Annotated in this window: 14 protein-coding genes; 8 read left to right on the plus strand and 6 right to left on the minus strand. The window is 38.1% G+C overall.

The features are described from left to right. The first annotated feature begins 191 nt into the window (after positions 1-191). The 6 genes from ilvE (at position 192) to ilvA (ending at position 7,322) form a co-directional block, all read left to right on the plus strand. Positions 192-1,064, plus strand: coding sequence for a branched-chain-amino-acid transaminase (gene ilvE, locus ACLI50_RS09210; RefSeq protein WP_411413618.1), 873 nt, complete (start codon positions 192-194; stop codon positions 1,062-1,064). 180 nt (positions 1,065-1,244) lie between these two features. Further along, positions 1,245-2,927 (plus strand): dihydroxy-acid dehydratase, encoded by a 1,683-nt coding sequence (gene ilvD / locus ACLI50_RS09215; protein ID WP_411413619.1) that lies wholly within the window; start codon positions 1,245-1,247, stop codon positions 2,925-2,927. Positions 2,928-2,931: 4 nt separating this feature from the next. After that, a complete protein-coding gene (gene ilvB, locus ACLI50_RS09220) occupies positions 2,932-4,653 on the plus strand; it encodes a biosynthetic-type acetolactate synthase large subunit (RefSeq protein ID WP_411413620.1) in 1,722 nt (573 codons plus the stop codon). A gap of 18 nt (positions 4,654-4,671) precedes the next feature. Beyond that, a complete protein-coding gene (locus ACLI50_RS09225; protein ID WP_110009245.1) occupies positions 4,672-4,953 on the plus strand; it encodes an ACT domain-containing protein in 282 nt (93 codons plus the stop codon). A gap of 48 nt (positions 4,954-5,001) precedes the next feature. Next, positions 5,002-6,048: a ketol-acid reductoisomerase gene (gene ilvC, locus ACLI50_RS09230; RefSeq protein WP_202839520.1), complete on the plus strand. Its 1,047-nt coding sequence runs from the start codon at positions 5,002-5,004 to the stop codon at positions 6,046-6,048. Positions 6,049-6,059: 11 nt separating this feature from the next. After that, complete coding sequence (gene ilvA / locus ACLI50_RS09235; RefSeq protein WP_411413621.1) at positions 6,060-7,322, plus strand: threonine ammonia-lyase; 1,263 nt, start codon at positions 6,060-6,062, stop codon at positions 7,320-7,322. A 1,501-nt stretch (positions 7,323-8,823) separates the two neighbouring features. Here ilvA and ACLI50_RS09240 read toward each other — a convergent pair. The 6 genes from ACLI50_RS09240 to alaS form a co-directional block, all read right to left on the minus strand. Then, positions 8,824-10,293 (minus strand): M20/M25/M40 family metallo-hydrolase, encoded by a 1,470-nt coding sequence (locus ACLI50_RS09240; RefSeq protein ID WP_411413622.1) that lies wholly within the window; start codon positions 10,291-10,293, stop codon positions 8,824-8,826. An 8-nt stretch (positions 10,294-10,301) separates the two neighbouring features. After that, positions 10,302-10,538: a hypothetical protein gene (locus ACLI50_RS09245; protein WP_110009324.1), complete on the minus strand. Its 237-nt coding sequence runs from the start codon at positions 10,536-10,538 to the stop codon at positions 10,302-10,304. Positions 10,539-10,612: 74 nt separating this feature from the next. Beyond that, complete coding sequence (locus tag ACLI50_RS09250; RefSeq protein WP_411413623.1) at positions 10,613-12,940, minus strand: hypothetical protein; 2,328 nt, start codon at positions 12,938-12,940, stop codon at positions 10,613-10,615. 298 nt (positions 12,941-13,238) lie between these two features. Next, positions 13,239-15,053, minus strand: a complete 1,815-nt coding sequence (locus tag ACLI50_RS09255; RefSeq protein ID WP_411413624.1) for a cytochrome-c peroxidase — start codon at positions 15,051-15,053, stop codon at positions 13,239-13,241. Positions 15,054-15,123: 70 nt separating this feature from the next. Beyond that, positions 15,124-16,599: a PhoX family protein gene (locus ACLI50_RS09260; RefSeq protein ID WP_411413625.1), complete on the minus strand. Its 1,476-nt coding sequence runs from the start codon at positions 16,597-16,599 to the stop codon at positions 15,124-15,126. 392 nt (positions 16,600-16,991) lie between these two features. Next, complete coding sequence (alaS, locus tag ACLI50_RS09265; RefSeq protein WP_411413626.1) at positions 16,992-19,595, minus strand: alanine--tRNA ligase; 2,604 nt, start codon at positions 19,593-19,595, stop codon at positions 16,992-16,994. Positions 19,596-19,866: 271 nt separating this feature from the next. Here alaS and ACLI50_RS09270 point away from each other — a divergent pair, with 271 nt between their 5' ends. Next, the gene (locus ACLI50_RS09270) at positions 19,867-20,421 is read left to right on the plus strand and encodes a sigma-70 family RNA polymerase sigma factor (RefSeq protein WP_280212478.1); all 555 of its coding nucleotides are present in this window, start codon (positions 19,867-19,869) and stop codon (positions 20,419-20,421) included. 6 nt (positions 20,422-20,427) lie between these two features. Further along, positions 20,428-20,697 (plus strand): hypothetical protein, encoded by a 270-nt coding sequence (locus tag ACLI50_RS09275; RefSeq protein WP_062671232.1) that lies wholly within the window; start codon positions 20,428-20,430, stop codon positions 20,695-20,697. Positions 20,698-20,723 lie beyond the last annotated feature (26 nt).

Raw genomic sequence — 20,723 nt, forward strand, 5'->3', positions numbered from 1 at the left:
AACGGTTTTTTTGTTTTTAATTTTTTATAGTATAAAAGTATGTACCAGTTATTATCAGTAATTATTATCGTCATTATTATTCCCTTACGGCTGTGAGAAGGAAGGTGTATGACTGTACATATATTGAGCCCTCTCACAGCGTGAGAGGGCTTTTTTTATTTCGATTTGTTAATTTTTTAAACTTCTATAACATGTATTACAACGACGACACGACCATCTACTTTGACGGAAAATTTATGAAAGCGAAAGATGCGGGAACTGATCTTTACAGCCAATCACTTCACTATGGTTACTCTGTTTTTGAAGGCATTAAATCCTACAGCACAGATCATGGAACTCAAATTTTCAAAGCAAAAGAACACTACGAAAGACTGAAAAGATCAGCAGAACTCATGCATATTCCTTTTGATTATTCCGTAAATCAGCTTACAGAACTTACCTATGAACTTCTGGATCGTAATGGGTTTACAGATGCTTATATCCGTCCGTTGGTTACGTGTTCGCCCAATATGTCACTTTCAAAAGGACAAAAATCTTATCTGTCTCTTCTTGCATGGGAATGGAACAACGGCTATCTGGCGGATAAAATGAAAATTATGACTTCCCCTTTTCAACGCCCTAATCCTAAGGCATTCAAGGTGGAAGCCAAAGTAGGAGGGCATTATGTAAACTCCATATTAGCCTGTCAGGATGCCAAAGATAAAGGCTATGATGAAGCGCTGGTTCTGGATGAAAACGGAAATGTTGCCGAGAGTTCAGGTGCCAATGTGTTCTACGAAAAAGACGGAGTTTTATATACTCCGGCCAAAGGAAGTATTCTTCCGGGCATTACAAGACAAACCGTTATGGAAATTTGTAATGAGCTAGCTATCCCTGTAAAGGAAACTTTTTTCAAACCTGAAGAAATGAGAGGCGCAGATGCAGGCTTTTTCTGTGGTACGGCGGCAGAAATTGTTGCCCTTGATTCACTTGATGATGTTCCTTTTACCAAAGATTGGGAAAACACAGCAAGTGGGAGAGTACAACAGGCATATTTGAAATTGGTAAGAGTTCTGTCATTGTAAATTTTAATAATATAAATATTTGATTATCAATTGAATAAATTCGTTTTTTGAACAATTGAATATTGTAGTTTTTGGAAAAAACGAAAATGAAAAGAATATTACAAAATGTAGTTTTGGATCGGAATTTAGTAAAGAACTCCATTTTAAAGCGAGGAAAAGAACATAAAATGAAGAATAAATATGTTAAATAAATATTCAAAAACATTCACGCAAAACAGTGAACAACCCGCAGCCAAAGCTATGTTGTACGGGATAGGATTTACAGAAGAAGATATGCACAAAGCTCAGGTCGGAATTGCCAGTATGGGCTATGACGGAAACACATGCAATATGCATCTGAATGATCTTGCCCAGGTCGTAAAAAAAGGAACATGGAACCACGGATTAGCCGGATTGATTTTTAACACCATCGGAGTAAGTGACGGAATGAGCAATGGAACAGATGGAATGCGTTATTCTCTGGTAAGCCGTGATGTGATTGCCGACAGCATCGAAGCCATATGTGGAGCGCAATACTACGATGGATTGATCGCATTGCCAGGCTGTGATAAAAATATGCCGGGAACTATCATCGCAATGGGAAGGCTGAACAGACCATCCATCATGGTATACGGAGGAACAATTGCTCCAGGCTGCTATAAGGGAGAACAGCTTAATATTGTTTCAGCTTTCGAAGCGTTGGGGAAAAAGATTGCAGGAGAAATTACCGAAGAAGATTTTGATGGGGTTGTAAAAAATTCCTGCCCCGGAGCTGGTGCATGTGGTGGAATGTATACGGCCAATACAATGGCTTCTGCGATAGAGGCTTTAGGAATGAGCCTTCCGTATTCTTCTTCCAACCCGGCTTTAAGCAAAGAAAAACAGGAAGAATGTCTTGAAGCAGGAAAATACCTGAAAATATTATTGAAAAAAGATATTAAACCTTCGGATATCATGACCCGCAAAGCTTTTGAAAATGCGCTGCGCATGATTGTTATTCTTGGAGGAAGTACCAATGCCGTTCTGCATTTTATAGCTATGGCAAAAAGTGTGGGAGTACCGCTTACTCAGGATGATTTCCAAAAGATGAGTGATAAAACTCCGGTGCTGGCAGATTTAAAACCAAGCGGGAAATACCTGATGCAGGATCTGTATGAACACGGAGGAATACCATCCGTCATGAAATACCTTTTAAATCAGGGATTATTACATGGGGATTGCTTAACGGTAACCGGAAAAACAGTTGCAGAGAATTTAGAAAATGTTCCCGATCTGGATTTTACGACTCAAAAAATTATTAAACCATTATCAGAACCTGTAAAAGAAACAGGCCACCTGAGAATATTATACGGAAATCTTGCTGAAAAAGGAAGTGTAGCCAAAATTACAGGAAAAGAAGGAGAACGTTTCGTAGGTAAGGCCCGTGTATTTGATGGCGAAAAAAATCTGATCAGAGGAATTCAGGATGGAACCGTCCAGCATGGTGATGTCATTGTCATCCGCCATGAAGGTCCAAAAGGCGCTCCCGGAATGCCGGAAATGCTGAAACCTACGAGCGCGCTTATCGGCGCTGGACTGGGAAGCAGTGTCGCTTTGATTACCGATGGAAGATTCAGCGGAGGAACTCATGGTTTTGTAGTAGGACACATTACCCCTGAAGCTCACGAAGGAGGTTTGATAGCTTTTGTCAACGATAATGATCTGATTGAAATTGATGCTGTCAACAACACCATACAGCTCAAAGTTTCAGAAGAAGAAATAGAAAGAAGAAAAAAAGGATGGCAAAAACCAGCTCTTAAAGTACAGAAAGGACTGCTTTATAAATATGCATTAACCGTATCATCAGCTGCAGAAGGCTGTGTAACAGACGAAATCACTCAATAAAAATATGGAAAACCCGAATTTATCAACAGAAATACAACTGAGCGGAAGCCGGATCATTCTTGAAGCCTTTCTTCAGGAAGGAGTGAAAACCGTTTTCGGATATCCGGGAGGTGCTATTATCCCTATTTATGATGCCCTTTACGACTATAAAGAAAACCTGAAACATATCCTTGTACGTCACGAGCAGGCAGCAGTGCATGCGGCACAAGGTCTTGCAAGAGTCTCAGGAGAAGTTGGTGTTGTATTGGCTACCAGCGGCCCGGGAGCAACTAATCTCGTTACGGGACTGGCTGATGCTTTACTCGATAATACTCCCCTGGTATGTATTACGGGACAGGTTTTTGAACACCTTCTCGGAACTGATGCCTTTCAGGAAATAGACGTTATGAACATCACAAGCCCGGTTACCAAGTGGAATTATCAGGTGACGGATGCTCATGAGCTTCCCGAAGTATTGGCAAAAGCATTTTACATTGCAAAGTCAGGCCGTCCCGGTCCCGTAGTGATTGATGTGACTAAAAATGCCCAGCTGCAGTCTGTTGCTTATAAAGGCTATTCACCATGCCACACATTACGCAGCTATAAACCGGATCCCGATCCATGTATGGAAAATATCGTAAAAGCTGCAGCGTTGATCAATAATGCCGAAAAGCCATTTGTTATTGCAGGACAGGGGATTATGCTCGGAAAAGCTGAAAAGGAGTTCTTACAGTTTGCCGAAAAATCAGGAATTCCGGTAGCATGGACGGTTCTGGGAATGAGTGCTATTCCAACTCATCATCCACAAGCGGTAGGAATGGTAGGAATGCACGGAAACTATGGCCCGAATATATTAACCAACGAATGTGATGTTCTGATTGCTGTAGGAATGCGGTTCGATGACCGTGTGACCGGAAGATTGGATCAGTATGCGAAACAGGCAAAGATTGTTCATCTGGATATAGACAATGCGGAGATCAATAAAAATGTAAAAGTAGATGTTCCCGTTCTGGGAAACTGCAAACATACGCTTCCTCTTCTTACAGAAAAGATCGTAAAAAGAGAACATCATCACTGGCATAAAAGATTTAAAAAATGTCATGAAATTGAAAGCATCAACCTGATTCATACGGAGCTCTACCCCGAAGAAGGTGAGATTACAATGGGAGAGGTTATCCGCCAGTTGAATGAGATAACAGCAGGTGAAGCAGTAATTGTAACAGATGTAGGACAGCATCAGATGGCGACATGCCGATACTCTCAGTTCAAACATTCCCGAACCAATGTCACAAGCGGTGGGCTGGGAACCATGGGATTCTGTCTTCCCGCTGCGATAGGAGCTTCTTATGCAGAAACAAACCGTCCTGTTATTGCTGTGATGGGAGACGGAGGAGCTCAGATGAACATTCAGGAACTGGGAACCATTATGCAGTATCATCCGGAAGTGAAGATCTTAATTCTGAATAACTGCTATCTCGGAATGGTAAGACAGTGGCAGGAATTGTTTCACGAAGAAAGATATTCCTCTGTAGATATTCAGAGCCCCGATTTCGTTCAGGTGGCAAAAGGATACAATATTCCCGGAAAAAAAGTATCCGAGAGAAAAGACCTGAAAGCAGGACTCCAAGAAATGCTTAACCATAAAGGATCTTTCCTCCTTGAAGTAATGACAGGAAAAGAACACAATGTATTTCCGATGATCCCTCAGGGAAAAAGTGTTTCGGAAATTGTATTAAATAATAAATAAAATTTAAAAATAAAAAAGATGAAAACAGATCATAAAGAATATACCATTACAGCGTATACAGAAGATTATTTAGGATTGATCAGCCGCATCAATGCTATTTTTTCGAGAAGAAGAATTTCTATGGTGACCTTTAATGTTGGTCCTTCAGAAATGGAAAAAGTAAAAAAGTTTGTTATTGTTATCAGAGAAACAGAAGATTCTGTTCAGAAGATCAGCAGACAAATGGAAAAGCAGGTAGACGTTCTGGAAGTACATTATCACAGAAATCCATACCTGACAGCAGTAGAATATGCAAGCTAAAAGCAAAAAATTAAACATCACAATCAATAATAAATAAAATCAAAAAAAATGGCAAAATTGAATTTTGGAGGAGTAGAAGAGAACGTAGTAACAAGAGAAGAATTTCCGTTGGAAAAAGCTCAGGAAGCATTAAAAGATGAAGTTGTAGCAGTAATTGGATATGGAGTACAGGGGCCTGGGCAGGCTTTAAACCAGAAAGACAACGGAATTAATGTGATTGTAGGGCAGAGAAAAAACTCCAAATCTTGGGATAAAGCAATAGCAGACGGATTTGTACCGGGAGAAACATTATTTGAAATTGAAGAAGCATTGGAAAAAGGAACCATTATCTGCTATCTTCTGAGTGATGCTGCACAGATTGAATACTGGCCGAAAGTAAAACAGCATCTTACTCCAGGGAAAGCGTTGTATTTTTCTCATGGTTTCGGAATTACGTTCAGCGAGCGTACAGGAATCGTTCCTCCAGCTGATGTAGATGTATTTCTTGTAGCTCCGAAAGGCTCAGGAACTTCATTGAGAAGAATGTTTCTGCAGGACAGAGGTTTAAACAGCAGTTTTGCCGTATATCAGGATGCTACAGGAAAAGCAAGAGAAAGAGTGACAGCATTAGGTATCGCGATCGGAAGCGGATATCTTTTTGAAACCGATTTTAAAAAAGAAGTATACAGCGATCTTGCCGGAGAACGCGGAACGCTGATGGGTGCTGTACAGGGAATATTTGCCGCTCAGTATGATGTATTGCGAAAAAATGGACACAGCCCTTCTGAAGCCTTTAATGAAACCGTAGAAGAACTGACTCAGTCATTGATGCCATTGGTAGCAGAAAACGGAATGGACTGGATGTATGCTAACTGCAGTACAACCGCTCAGAGAGGAGCTTTGGACTGGTGGAAACGTTTCAGAGATGCTACTTCACCTTTGTTTGAAGAGCTGTATGATAATGTAGCCAAAGGAAATGAAGCTCAACGTTCCATTGACAGCAACAGCAAACCAGATTACCGTGAAAAACTGGAAGCTGAACTTAGTGAGCTAAGAGAAAGCGAAATGTGGAAGGCCGGAAAAACAGTACGAAGCCTGAGACCAGAAAATAATTAGTAAATAAACGGATGATGAAAGAGGGAGTAAGTTCCTCCGTTTTAGAGAATGTCTATAAAGCGGAGGAACGATTAAAAAATGTAGTGGTAAAAACACCTTTGGCTGTCAATAACAATCTGTCAGCTATTTATGAGTCGAATATTTATTTTAAAAGAGAAGATCTTCAAAGGGTAAGATCCTATAAAATAAGAGGTGCCTATAACAAGATGGCCACCATGTCTGAGGAAGAACTTTCAAAAGGTGTTGTGTGTGCCAGTGCCGGAAATCATGCGCAGGGAGTTGCATTTGCATGCCAGACCATGAAGGTGAAAGGAACGATTTTCATGCCTTTGCCAACTCCCGGGCAAAAGCTTGAACAGGTGAAAATGTTCGGTGGAGAATACATTGATGTTATTTTATTTGGAGACACATTCGATGAATCTAAAGATGCTGCGATGAGGTTTTGTAAAGACCATAACAGCGTATTTATCCATCCTTTTGATGATCCGGCGATTATTGAAGGACAGGCAACAACAGCACTGGAGATTCTGGAACAGACAGAAGGTGTGGTTGAGTATCTTTTTGTACCGATCGGCGGCGGCGGACTGGCAGCAGGAATCTGCACAGTATTTCAGCATTTGTCTCCGCAAACAAAGATTATCGGGGTAGAGCCCTCCGCAGCAGCAAGCATGAAAAAAGCCCTTGAAAAGGGAAAACCTGTTCTTCTTGAAAAGATCAGCCGTTTTGTAGACGGAGCAGCCGTACAGCAAGTGGGAGATATTACATTTGAACGCTGTAAAGATATCCTGTACGATATGGCAACAGTGGATGAAGGGCTTGTCTGCGAAACCATATTGTCTTTGTATAATAAAGATGCTATTGTTGTAGAACCGGCAGGGGCACTTTCAGTAGCAGTATTGGACAAATATAGAGAAGAGATAAAAGGTAAAAACGTAGTATGTATTATCAGCGGAAGCAATAATGACATTACCCGGATGGAAGAAATCAAGGAAAAAGCATTGCTTCATGCAGGACTAAAACATTATTTCCTTGTCAGATTTCCACAGCGTCCCGGAGCATTGAAAACCTTTGTAATGGATGTACTGGGACCTGATGATGACATCACTTATTTTGAATATACCCAGAAAAATTCAAAAGAAAAGGGAATCGCAGTAGTAGGAATTGCTTTAAAACAAAACAAAGATTTCACTCCTTTAATTGATAAAATGAAACAATATGATTTCTTTGTCAACTATCTGAACAATGATCCTTCACTGATGAATTTGCTTATTTAAAATTATATTCAATATTAAATTATTTCGTACACAAATCAGATTCTAAAAACACAATGATGAAAAAAGCTTCACAATTTTAGTGAAGCTTTTATGTTTCTGTCAATTTCAAACGACATAAGAAAGTGAAGCGTTAAGAAAATGAATTCTGTGAACGTTAAGAAAACTCTGGTGTCTGAGTGCGGGACAAAATATGATTCTCAATATAGATCGTTTCGCACGAGTTTAGAGTTTTTAGAGAACAGATTTCATTTTTAGCTGAAGTTTCTAAGTCTTGAATTTTTGATTCTTTTGTTTCAAGACAAAAGAAGTAGATTAAAAATAATTTTTCGAACCATTAAGAATAATAAAGTTTTTAAGAATAGTGAAGAAAACATCTTCGATATTTAGTAAGGAGGATGGCTTCAGTGATGAAAAAAAGCTTCACAATTTTTGTGAAGCTTTTATGTTTCTGGCAATATCAAATGACATAAGAAACTGAAGCGTTAAGAAAATGAATTCTGTGAACGTTAAAAAAACTCTATTGTTTGAGTGCGGGACAAAATATGATTCTAAACATAGATCGTTTCCGCACGAGTTTAGAGTTTTTAGAGAACAGATTTTATTTTTAGCTGAAGTTTCTGAGTCTTGAATTTTTGATTCTTTTGATTCTTTTGTTTCAAGACAAAAGAAGTATAATGAATAAAAAAATAAACCATTAAGAATAATAAAGTTTTTAAGAATAGTTAAGGATAATATCTTTCGATATTTATTAAGCAAGGTGCTTCATTCAAATTTATTTGAAACTTAACTTACCTTATCATCTAAATTCCTCTTAATGGTTTAAAATCATATTCAATATTAAATTATTTCGTGCACAAATCAGATTCTAAAAACACAATGATGAAAAAGCTTCACAATCAGTGAAGCTTTTTTGTTTTTTGACAAAATCAAATGACATAGGAAACTGAAGCGTTAAGAAAATGAATTCTGTGAACGTTAAAAAAACTCTGGTGTTTGAGTGCGGGACAAAATATGATTCTAAACATAGATCGTTTCCGGACGAGTTTAGAGTTTTTAGAGAACAGATTTCATTTTTAGCTGAAGTTTCTGAGTCTTGAATTTTTGATTCTTTTGTTTCAAGACAAAAGAAGTAGATTAAAAATAATTTTTCGAACCATTAAGAATAATAAAGTTTTTAAGAATAGTGAAGAAAACATCTTCGATATTTAGTAAGCAGGATGGCTTCAGTGATGAAAAAAAGCTTCACAATTTTTGTGAAGCTTTTATGTTTCTGGCAATATCAAATGACATAAGAAAGTGAAGCGTTAAGAAAATGAATTCTGTGAACGTTAAAAAAACTCTATTGTTTGAGTGCGGGACAAAATATGATTCTAAACATAGATCGTTTCCGCACGAGTTTAGAGTTTTTAGAGAACAGATTTCATTTTTAGCTGAAGTTTCTAAGTCTTGAATTTTTGTTTCTTTTGTTTCAAGACAAAAGAAATATAATTCTTTTTATAAATTATCTTTCAAGCGAAAAATTCGAAATTACTTTCGGACGTTCAGCTTCATTAGCTACTTTCCAGGATGTTCTGTACATCCATTCCGTCATTTTATACAGCTTTTTGTAATTGATATTTTCTGATTCATCCTGCGGGGTATGGTACTGATCATGCAGAACACTGGTAAAGAATACAGCAGGAATGCCAATTTTAGCATATGGAAGATGATCACTTCTGAAATAGAAATACTCAGCATGGCTTGGAGAATCCCAATCTTTAAGGTATTTGAACTTTGTACTTTCATTGTTGGCATCTTCGGCCATTTTTACCAGCTCTTCAGAATTTTTGTGAGGAGCATTTCCTCCTAATAAAGCAGCTTCATTATTGTCATTTCTCCCGATCATGTCACCATTCAGTACGGCTACAATTTTTTCTTTCGGAACAACAGGATGGGCTGCATGCCATCTTGAACCCAGTAATCCTCTTTCTTCAGCGCCATGGAAAACAAAAAGGATGCTTCTTTTTCCCGGCTGTTTTTTGTAAGCTCTGGCCATTGCTAACATGGCAACACAAGTACTGGCGTTATCATCAGCACCGTTGTAGATCGTGTCATTCTTTACAGGATGTCTGATCCCGTCATGATCCTGGTGTCCGCTTAACAGAACATATTCATTTTTAAGAACAGGATCTGTACCATCAATTTTTCCGATAATATTGACTGAAGGGTATTTGTAAGTTTCAGTGATCAGGTTCAGAGAAGCTTTAGGATTGTTTTTTACCCAGCTGGCATTTTCTCTTTTGATCCACACAACAGGAATATTATTGGTGATTTTTTCTCTTAATCCTTCCACTCCGTAGCTTCCTCTTGTCATTTGAGGCAGTACTTCTACCCAGCTTTGCTCGGAAATATCATCGGTGATGAAAATAATGGCTTTTGCTCCCAGTTCAGCGGCTTTATTGTAATATTTATTTCTTACAAATCCGGGATATCTTCTTACAAAAAGAGTCATATCCTTAGAAATATTTTTGTCGGATGCGTTTACTGCAACAACTTTTCCTTTGATATTCAATTTCGCAAGCTCTTCAGGCTCTGCGTTTCCGGCATATACAATTTCAGCGTCTACAGAAGCATTTACAGGTTCCGCAACCAGAAAATCCTTCCATAATTTTAAACTTTTGTCTCCGATTTTCAGGGTGCTTTGCGGGATCACCTGATGTCTGTACATATCAAAGAACTGGAAAAAAGTTCCGTTATCTCCGGCAGGTTTCATTCCGGCTTCTTTAGCTTTGTCAGCCAGCCACATAGAGACTTTCAATTCATCCAGAGTTCCTGCTTCACGGCCCCAGAACTGGTCTGCAGCAAGCTGGTACATATCGGTGCGGAGATCAGATTCTTTGATAGCAGAAACTAAAGGTTTTTTATAGTTCTGAGCATTTCCGAGGGTAAACAGGAAAAGGCTTAACAGAGAAAAAATATAATTTTTATTCATAAGAACTTTTAATTGAAGTTAGCCAATTTCTCTGAAAACTGTTTTGAAAACTCTTTTCTGTCTTCTTCCAGTTTTTCCTGTGTAGAAGGTAGAATATAATTAAATAGGATCTTGTCTTCATGGTCTAAAAAGATAATTTCCTTTTCATTTCCATCGATCATCTGTGAGAAAATTTCCCACATCGGAGTGTCTTTTAATTTTAATAATTCAAAAAACTGTTCTGCTTTGATTTCGATTTTCTGCATGTTCTTTTTATATAGTATCGTTGAATATTTCTGAATTCTGGTTCAAAAATAAAGATTTTGTATGGTAAAGCGTATTAAAACTCGAGAAACTTCAGCTTAAACTGAATGGCGAAGTTTTCCTTGAAATGAGGCGTTGCATAATAACCCACTCTGTAGAATACCCCAAGATTAAAATAGCTGGAAAGGAAATTGTTCCATTCCACACCGACTTCCTGATACAGGTGATCCAGTTTTCTGAATTTAAACTGGTGGTATTCCGGATGTTTCATATCTCCGATAGTTCCTCGTAAGACAAAATCAAAGCTGGAAACATTGTGTCCGAAACTTTTCAGATACCATGGAAGTTTATGCGTAAAATAATACGCTATGAACCTGTCATTATAGTATTTTCCGCCTTCCAGTGTTGCAAACCCAAGGTAAGATGTAAGGTTAAAATTGAAATCTTTACCAGGAGAGGCAAGTCCGTTCATCGTAAAGTTTTTCCAGATAGGTGCCCCACCAAGAACAAGACCTCCATATAATCGGAACCCTGTAGTTCCGATCGGTGTTTTGAAATTATGAACAAACAAACCATCAAAACGGGAATAATTAAAATCCCCCTGCAGTATTTTGTAACTCTGCTCATAATTAAAATACAGTTCAGGATATTTCTGATCAATCAGAGATTTTCCCTGAGGGGTCATAATATTGGTAGAATTCGGAGAATATTTCAGGGTGAAAAGGGTATTGAAGTTTCTGTAAGATGTTCCCCGGTCTCTGAACTGATAATCGAATTCAGCTTCTTCTGTATTTCTTCTTACAGCAAGAGCAACGGTAAGTCCGTTGGTGACATCGTTCAGGTAAGATAATGACATTCCTTTAAAGTGGAAATACCGGTCATTATTCAGATTATTCCCGAAGTTCATCATTCTCATCTTGAAATTCCACATTTTTCGGTTGAATTCTCCGGATGCTGTCACATCATCATACACTTCAAATCTGAAAAAGGAATTCTTTTCCAGTGTGGTTTTCATATCAAGCCCCATTCCGTACTTCCATTTTCGGTCTTTCACACCATATGCAAAATAGTAGTCCGGTGAAAAATAAGGGTTGAAATTTTCATTCAGCTTGGCTTTTAAACCTAATCTGAAACCTTCATAGGAGTTATAATTGACAATTTCATCCACAGCAAAATCTACAGAACCGACTCTGATCTGTCCGTTCAGTAAACCTGATAAAATCTGTGCTTTGCTGTCGATTTTATATTTTTTACCTAAACTGTCGATGGTTTTATAGGTATTTTGTTCCCTTTCGGTAAGGGGATCTGTCCTGTAGCGGTCCAGAGATTGGCCGTCAATATTTTTTACCGAGAAAGTATAGCCTTTAAAATCCTTTGGATCTTCTTCAATAGGAGATTCGAAATCAAAATACTTTGAGGTAAGGAAAGCATAGGTCCCGAAGCTTTTTTTGTCTTTCTTATCATCGGCATGCACTTTGTCATCCATGGCCATTTTACCCATTTTAAGCTTGGCTTTTTCATGAGCAAGGAACCATTTATTATTGTAGAATACCCAGGTACTGGTAATAATTCCTTCGTTTTTATTTTTACTGAAATTCTCAATTTTTTTGATTCCGTACGTTTCGGTATCTACATAAATAGCACCGTTATACTTTCGTTTTCTGTCCGGCTTTTTGTAATTTACCTCACGGAAGCGGATCACAAAGTTTTTCCTTCCGTCAAGGGTAACGGTATCTGAAAGAAAGAATCTGTACAGCCCTCTGTTTTCGGGTTTTATCTGTTCGGGAACAACATCCCTGTTACTTTGCTGGAGCGCAATCATTTCGTAAATAGGCTGCTTCAGACCGGAGATTCTGTTGTCCAGAATATTGATCTTTTCACCATACTTTTTGGAGTACAAAAACTCCTGAGCTCTTTCCCAAAGGAAGAGTTTACTTTTTGAAAATATTTTTCTTGCGTTGATATTATTCAGCGAGTCTTTTTCTCTTTTTTTCTTGAAAATGTTTAAATCATTAAAATACTGATTAAACTGAGAAAGACTGTCCTCATCAATATCCAGAGAGATTTTTTCGTAGGATTTGTAAGAATAGGATCCTAAACTTTTGGGTGAGTTTTCTTTGAATAATTTATTGACTTTTTTAAGAATTTCCAGAGCCCTGGGATCACTTTTGTCTTCAATAACAACCGCTTCAATGTTGGTTGTCTGTGATGTTTTTTTAAGCAGGGAAACTTCCATGCTGCTCTCAACTGTGATACTTTCTCTCTGATAAGAATCTGCATCAATATCAATATTTTTACATCCTGTTTTAAACTCCAGAATACCTTGTTCATTCGTATATCCGATAACTGCATTGTCACAGGATACCTTTGCTTTATAGACAGGCTTTTGGCTGGCGTCATCCACAACCTTAATTTTTGATTGCGAATACCCCAAAAAGCAGATCAGGAAAAATAATAACAGTAAACCCCTTTTCATGTAAAAAAACTACGTCAAAAATAATGATATTTATTGTTGTAAAAAAGTTTTTAACAGAGTATAACATTGATTTAATCTAATGTTTTCATGGACTTTCCAAAGGTAAAATCAAACAAAGAAATGAGCCGCATAGCCTTTCTGTGTTTTACCTGAATTTCTAAATAAAAAAACTCCCGGACAGTTCATATTCAGGAGTTTTTTTTGTTTATTTGTGTTTTAGAATCGTTTATTGATCGTCCAGCGCTTTCATAAACTCAATAATATCATCAACTTCTTTGTCGGTAAGCTGTAACGGTGCGTCGGAAAGTGTCTGATTTTCCAGTTTAAATCCAAAAGCTTTTCCTCCGCCTTTGTTATAGAAATTCATCACTTCTTTCAGGGTTTTATACCCGCCGTTGTGCATATAAGGAGCTGTTTTGTTAATATTTCTAAGTGTGGGTGTTTTAAAGGAATGCTGCAGGGAAGAAACTGTCTCATGGAATTTTCCCCGTCCCGGATCTGTGTCAAATGTTTTATTTTCTCCGTTCATTGCTGTTCCCAGGACTTCCTGTTCAGTTTTTTTGAAATTCGGAGGAACCGTTCCATTAAATAAGGGAAGGAAATGACAGATGGCACATTGGGCTTTTCCCACAAAAAGATTGAAACCGCGCTTTTGATTGTCTGTCATCGCTGATTTATTTCCTCTCATATATTCATCAAAATCAGAATTGAATTTTGCCAGAGAGCGGATATAGCTCGCCAATACATTCTGAAGCTGCCAGACCTCGGTTTTTTGTGAATGATAGATCTTTTTAAATGCGGCCTTATAGTTTTTATCCTGATTGATTTTGGCAAGAATAACATTCAGATCACCGTGCATTTCTTCTTTATTGGAGATTACATCAGAGCTTTGTCCTTCCAGGTCATCCTTTCTCATATCCCAGAACTGTCCATGCTGATAGCCTGCATAATTGAGCGAAGGGGTATTTCTTGCCAGTTCCGAATTTTCAAGGGACATTGCTTTGCTCAGTCCGTCTGTAAAAGCTTTCTCAGGAATATGACAGGTGGCACAGCTCCGGTTGTTATTATTCGACAAAATTTTATCATTAAAGAGTTGGTGCCCAAGAGCAGCTTTTTCTTCAGAGTAGGCATATTCTTTTCCCGGAATAAAGGCATTAGGATTAAAAGCATTTTTACTGAAAAAAGTAGCTGCATTTTTGTTTAAAGCGGTCGTTACGTCAACATCGGGAATGTTCTCCTGCTTTTTAAAATCAAGCATCAAAGTTGTGATTCTATTCAGATGATCCGGAATGAAATTCACGTAATCAAATGTGTTTTTGTCTGTATTTTTCTTCAGTACGGTAATGGTTGAACTGATCTCTGCCACGATACTTTTTAAGGCTTTATTTTTCGAACGATCAGTGGAGATCTGTTCCAAAGTTTCTTTTATTCCTTGCAGAGAAGAGGGCATTTCCTGTAAAAATGTTCCCGAAACCGGAGTGTCAAAACCTGAAATTCCCAGGCTGGAAATTCTGAAAGTCTCCTGTCTTAATGCATCAAAAACCTGGTCTTTACTGATGGTGATGACCTGAAAGTTGGTATCAATGGTATTGCTTTTATTGATGAGTTTATTAAGCATCCGGATTACTTCTTCTTTATTCGCTTTTTCGTAAGAGTAGAACATCTCTTCCAGCACCTGTAAGCCTTCAGGTTCTATTTCAGTATGTTCATCCATTTCTATTTCGGGAAGGGCCGGGCCATTGATAAACCTTGCAGAGTGGGGAAGGAAGTATTCTACAGCCCATTCCATTTTTTTGTAGGTTTTTCGGATATCCTGGAATTTCTCCTGAAGAAGTTTTTCATCAGCATCTTTAGCAACAAGAGCCTTCAGTTCATTGATCTGTTTTTCAAAATCAGCATTGGTTTTGATGATCCTGTTTTTTACAGAACCAAGATCTTCGTATACGGGCTGCTGCTTATCATTTTTGCAATGGTAAAGCGTAAAAAGTGCTGCTGCACAGTATAAGAAAAGGAGTATCGGGTATTTTGAAAGTTTACTCATAAGTATGAAAAAGTATCAACAGAGGTTTTCTATTGATACTTTAATTGAATTTGATATGAAGGAATTAAAACTATTTTTCTACGTTTCTGATAATAACAATCTGTCCGCCTTCTTTGTTGGCGTTGATTCCGGAACCGTCAGGATTTTTGAATTTATCCAGCTGCCAGGTATGAGAGTGAATATTCACAGAGAAGGTATTCGGAATTCCGATGATGTCTGAAATATCAACCATTGCCCCGAATTCCCATGAACCGAATTTCTGAAGGTCTCCGGATTGGTTGTAAGCAGTCTGCCATGCAGAGTCACCTCTGTTGTGCCTCATGTTCAGCCATGGTTTGTATTGTTTGGTGGCAATATTCAGCTGCCAGATATAAGAATCGTGTTTTGCATTTTTGTAATAAGAATCTCCGTCTTCCTGGATGTATACAAAGTTTTCAGTTACACATAAGTTGTCAGGATTGATCAGATTATTTCCCGGATTAGAGTCTCCTTCAGCCACCACTTCCAGTTTTCCTGTCAGCATATTATTGGCATTCAGAACAAGCTTGTAAACTCTTCCCCACATGGTTAATCCGGCTTTGGGAGTGATCCCGTCGGAAGATTCTCCGGTAGCAGTAAAGTAGATTTCTCTTCCTTTTCCTGCTCCTTTTCTGTAATCTACATCTTCCACTCTTGAAAAGCGGATCGCATTATTGTCAATATTTTTCTGGTTGATCTGAGCTCCGGTAAGGTTTTTAGCGTTCGGAATTTCCACGAATTCTACATCATAGCTGCTTCCTTTCGTCATATCTGTTTCCGTATAGTTGCTGTTGGTTCTTTTTAAAGAATACAATTTACCGTTATCAAGATCTCCCTGTGTATCGGCTACATACATGATCAGCTGTCCTGCAGACTGGTGAGAAGAAGAATAAGACTGGTCTTCACCAATAATGATATAGGTTTTTCCGTTAGAAACATCTTTAGGAAGCGGAACCGCATTTTCCATAGAAGCCTTTCCTAATGCCGGTTTTACCCTTGTTTTATCAGTTGCCTGAGACACGGGTGCCAAAGGGTTTAAAGCATGTACCATACTTTCTTCACCTGATTCTCCTGCGGTAAGGAATGCACTGAAACCATGAATTTCAGGGGTTGCCAACGTAGCGGAACATAATCTTGTCATTCCTCCGGTTCCGTTTAAGATGTATTCTCCTTTTACAGGCTTAAAAGTTTTGTCTAAATAGACTCTTGATACCGATTGCTTGATCTCATGGTTGGTAATCATCAGGTAACCGTCAGAGTTTGGATCTTTCATAAGTCCCATTCCGTCCGGCTGTCCTCCGAAAACGAAATCCGGTGAACCCGGAAGCACATCGGAACTGGAAATAAGGGTGGTTATATTTAAATTTTCAAAACCTTTCATTCCATATACGAAAGCGGGTTCTTTAGAAAAGTTTTCAAGTTTGATTTTATCATTGACAGGAGCGTCCGAGTTACCGTTGTCATCATTGCAGCCTTGAAATACAAGAGAAGCAAAGACCAGCGCTCCAATAGTTTTGTTAATTTTCATAATTACATTTTTTGAATTTCGATTATGGCAAAACTAAAGGTCTTGTATTAACTGAGTTTTAAAAAGATAAAACAAATAGTTTAAGATTAAGTAATGGTTTGTTAAGATAAGATCAATAATTAGAACGGGTATAAATAAAAAAGACTGTGATGAAATCTTAGGAATAAAGAATAGTATGGTATAGCGCAGAGTACGCAAAAGCTTTTTCATCTGCAAGAAGTAAGAATACTACACACGCTTCGTCAGAATCAATGAAGTTGATTCCCTTCATTGCTCCCTTCAATACGAAGTGCTATACGAAAAACTTTGCGTTAAGAATATAATGGTAAAACAACTCCGGCTGTCTCAAAATTGAGACAGCCGGAGTAAAAATTATAATAGAGGTTTCTATTTTAAATATTCAAAGCTTTTTGGTAAGCGTTTTCTAACCCTTCAAGGTTTTTACCACCAGCAGTAGCGAAACCTGGGTTTCCACCACCACCACCTTGGATTTCTTTAGCAAGGTCTTTTACGATAGCTCCAGCCTGGTAATCCGCAGCCAGATCATCAGAAACTCCAACGGTAATCATTGGTTTTCCGTCTGCATCAGAAAGAATAATCGTTACCGAAGACGGGATTTCTCTCTTCAGTTGGAAAACGATGTCTTTTACAGAACCTGCATCCAGAGAAGTTTTCTTTACTAAAAGCTGTTTATTGCCTTTCTGCTCATATGAATTCTTCCATTCTCCGATTTCTCCTTTTGCTTTTTCCTTTTTAAGAGCATCTACTTCAGCCTTCAATGAAGTATTTTCTTCGATCAGTTTTTCGATTGATCTTACCACATCTTTAGACTTTAATAACTGAGAAAGTTCAGTGATCTGTTTTTCAAGATTGTTGAAATACTCTTCAGATTTGTCTCCCGAAATAGCCTCAATCCTTCTGATTCCCGCAGCAGCAGAGCCTTCGGAAGTGATTTTAAAGTGCCCGATTTCGCTGGTATTTTTTACGTGAGTTCCTCCGCAAAGTTCTTTTGAACTTCCAAACTGGATCATTCTCACACTGTCACCATATTTTTCACCAAATAAAGCCATTGCTCCTTTATCCAGAGCTTCCTGAATCGGAATATTTCTGAATTCCTGTAAAGCAATACTTTCTTTGATCTTTTTATTTACTTTTTGTTCAATAAGTGCTAATTCTTCTTCTGTCATTTTGTTGAAATGAGAGAAGTCGAAACGAAGATAATCAGGACCAACATAAGAACCTTTCTGTTCTACGTGAGTTCCTAACACCTCTCTTAAAGCCTCGTGCAGAAGGTGAGTTACAGAGTGGTTGGCCTGAGAATTTTTTCTTTCGGAAGCGTTTACTTTAGCATAGAAAACAGCACCGGCATCTTTTGGAAGACCATTGATCAACGAAATAATCAATCCGTTTTCCTTCTTAGTCTCCAATACTTCAAAGCTTTCAACCGCATTTTCAAGAACACCTTTGTCTCCAACCTGTCCACCTCCTTCAGGATAGAAAGGAGAGCTGCTTAATACCACCTGGTAAAATTCTCCGTCTTTATTTTCTACCTTTCTGTATCTTGTAATATAGGTTTCGGATTCAATCTGATCATATCCTACAAAGTTTTCATCTCTTTCCTCCAAAGTGACCCAGTCGTAAACTTTCTGGGCAGAATCAGCTTTTGAACGAAGCTTCTGTTTCTCCATTTCAGCTTTGAAACCAGCTTCATCAATTGTTAATCCTTTTTCCTCAGCAATAATTCTTGTTAAGTCATCAGGGAAACCATAAGTATCATACAGTTCAAAAACTTCTTCACTTGGTAATACCTTCTGATTATTGGCAATAGTCTGCTGGATCAGTTTTTCTACTCTGATCAGACCGTTTTCAATAGTTTTTAAGAAAGAATCTTCTTCACTTTTGATCACTTCAGCAACAAGTTTTCCCTGTTTTTCGATTTCCGGGAAGAAAGTTCCCATCTGCTCCTGCAGTACAGCTACCAGTTTGTAAAGGAAAGGCTCTTTCATATCCAGGAATCGGTAAGAATAAGAAATTCCTCTTCTTAAAATTCTTCTGATAACATACCCCGCACCTCCGTTGGAAGGTAATTGTCCGTCTGCAATAGCAAAGGAAACTGCTCTGATGTGGTCTACCACAACACGGATCGCAATATCCTTTTCGTCTTGTAAAATTCCGGTATATTTTTTACCTGAAAGTTCCTCAACTTTAGCAATAAGCGGAGTGAAAACATCCGTATCATAGTTGGAAGACTTCCCTTGAAGCGCCATACAAAGACGCTCAAAGCCCATTCCCGTATCTACGTGCTGAGCAGGAAGCTTCTCTAAAGATTTATCAGCCTTTCTGTTGAATTCCATGAAAACCAGGTTCCATACTTCCACAACCTGCGGGTGGTCCTGATTCACAAGCGAAATTCCCGGAACTGCTGCTTTTTCTTCAGGAGTTCTCAGGTCAATATGGATTTCTGAACACGGTCCGCACGGTCCGCTTTCACCCATTTCCCAGAAGTTATCTTTTTTATTTCCGTTGATGATTCTATCCTCTGAAATGTGAGATTTCCAGAAGTCATATGCATCCTGGTCTCTGTCCAGATTTTCTGAAGCATCCCCTTCAAAAATCGTTACGTATAAATTTTCTTTTGGAATTCCGTATACTTCAGTCAGTAATTCCCAGGCAAAAGCAATAGCCTCTTTTTTGAAGTAATCCCCGAAAGACCAGTTTCCTAACATCTCAAACATAGTGTGATGGTAAGTATCTCTACCTACATCATCCAGGTCATTGTGTTTCCCTGAAACTCTCAGACACTTCTGTGTATCGGCAATTCTAGGGGCGGTAGGGGTTTTGTAGCCAAGGAAAAAATCCTTGAACTGCGTCATTCCGGAGTTGGAAAACATAAGGGTAGGGTCGTCTTTCAGCACAATAGGAGCTGAAGGAACGATTAAGTGCTCCTTACTTTTAAAATAATCTAAAAATTTTTGACGTATCTCTTGTGATGTCATAGTATTGCTTTTGCTTTTTTAAATATCAAATTTTTGATAAGATGCAAATTTAAGATTTTTAAGCGATTTGTAATAATTTTATGCTATGTTTTGAATGATAACGAGTTTGGCTAATGGAGGTGTGGTAAACCTTACAGGTTTTCAAAACCTGTAAGGTTTGAGATGGCAAGTTTGTAATGACTGTAATCAATAATAATCGATCTCATTTTGCAATTTTCCATTTAACTTCCTACCTTCGTTGCGATCTGAAAAAAGACAAAAAATCCTTCCAATGACAAAAGATGAAGAGCTGAAAAGCTGGATAGAACAGTATTCAGGGCCGCTTTTGAAGCGGGCACTGTATGTACTTTCGAATAAAGAAGATGCACAGGATGTGGTTCAGGAAGTTTTTCTTGCAGCTTATTCTGCTTATGATTCTTTTGAAGGGAAAAGTAATGCGCTTACGTGGCTGATGGCTATTCTGAATAGAAAAGTTGCAGATTTTTACCGGAAAAAATACAAATCGGAACCCAATATCCGACTTGATCATTTTTTTGATGAAACCGGATCATGGAAAAATAATGATGTTTTAAATGACTGGAATGTTTCTGGCGATGGAGATGAGCTTTTAGACAGTACAGAATTTAATAAAACATTGGAAGAATGTATTGAAGAATTGCCCTCCAAATGGAAGATTCTGTTGAAAATGTATTATATCGAAGAAAAAAAAGCACCGGAAGTCAGTCAGGAATTGAATGTTTCCACGACTAATCTATGGAAGATTTTGCAGAGAAGCCGCATGCAGCTCAGAGAATGTCTGGAGTTTAACTGGTTTTCAAAATCATAAGAAATCATGATACGAAGAATACTACATATATTATTTTTACCGTGCAGTGAAGCTACTTTACTGATGGAAAAAAGGAATGCCCAATCTATTTCTGCCAGAGAAAACAGGATGCTCAGTATGCACCTCATGATCTGTAAATGGTGCAGGATGTACAATGAAAAGCTGGCTCTTCTGGATAAAGCTTTTAAAAAGACTTTTTCTGAAAAAGAAACTGAAATTAATGATTCTGAAATTCAGGACTTTAAAAATAAAATGATCGATAAATTGAATTTCTGATAAAATTTCTGTCAGGATTTTAAAAT

Origin of the sequence: Chryseobacterium cupriresistens (assembly GCF_046614675.1) — a bacterium.
GTDB lineage: Bacteria > Bacteroidota > Bacteroidia > Flavobacteriales > Weeksellaceae > Chryseobacterium > Chryseobacterium cupriresistens.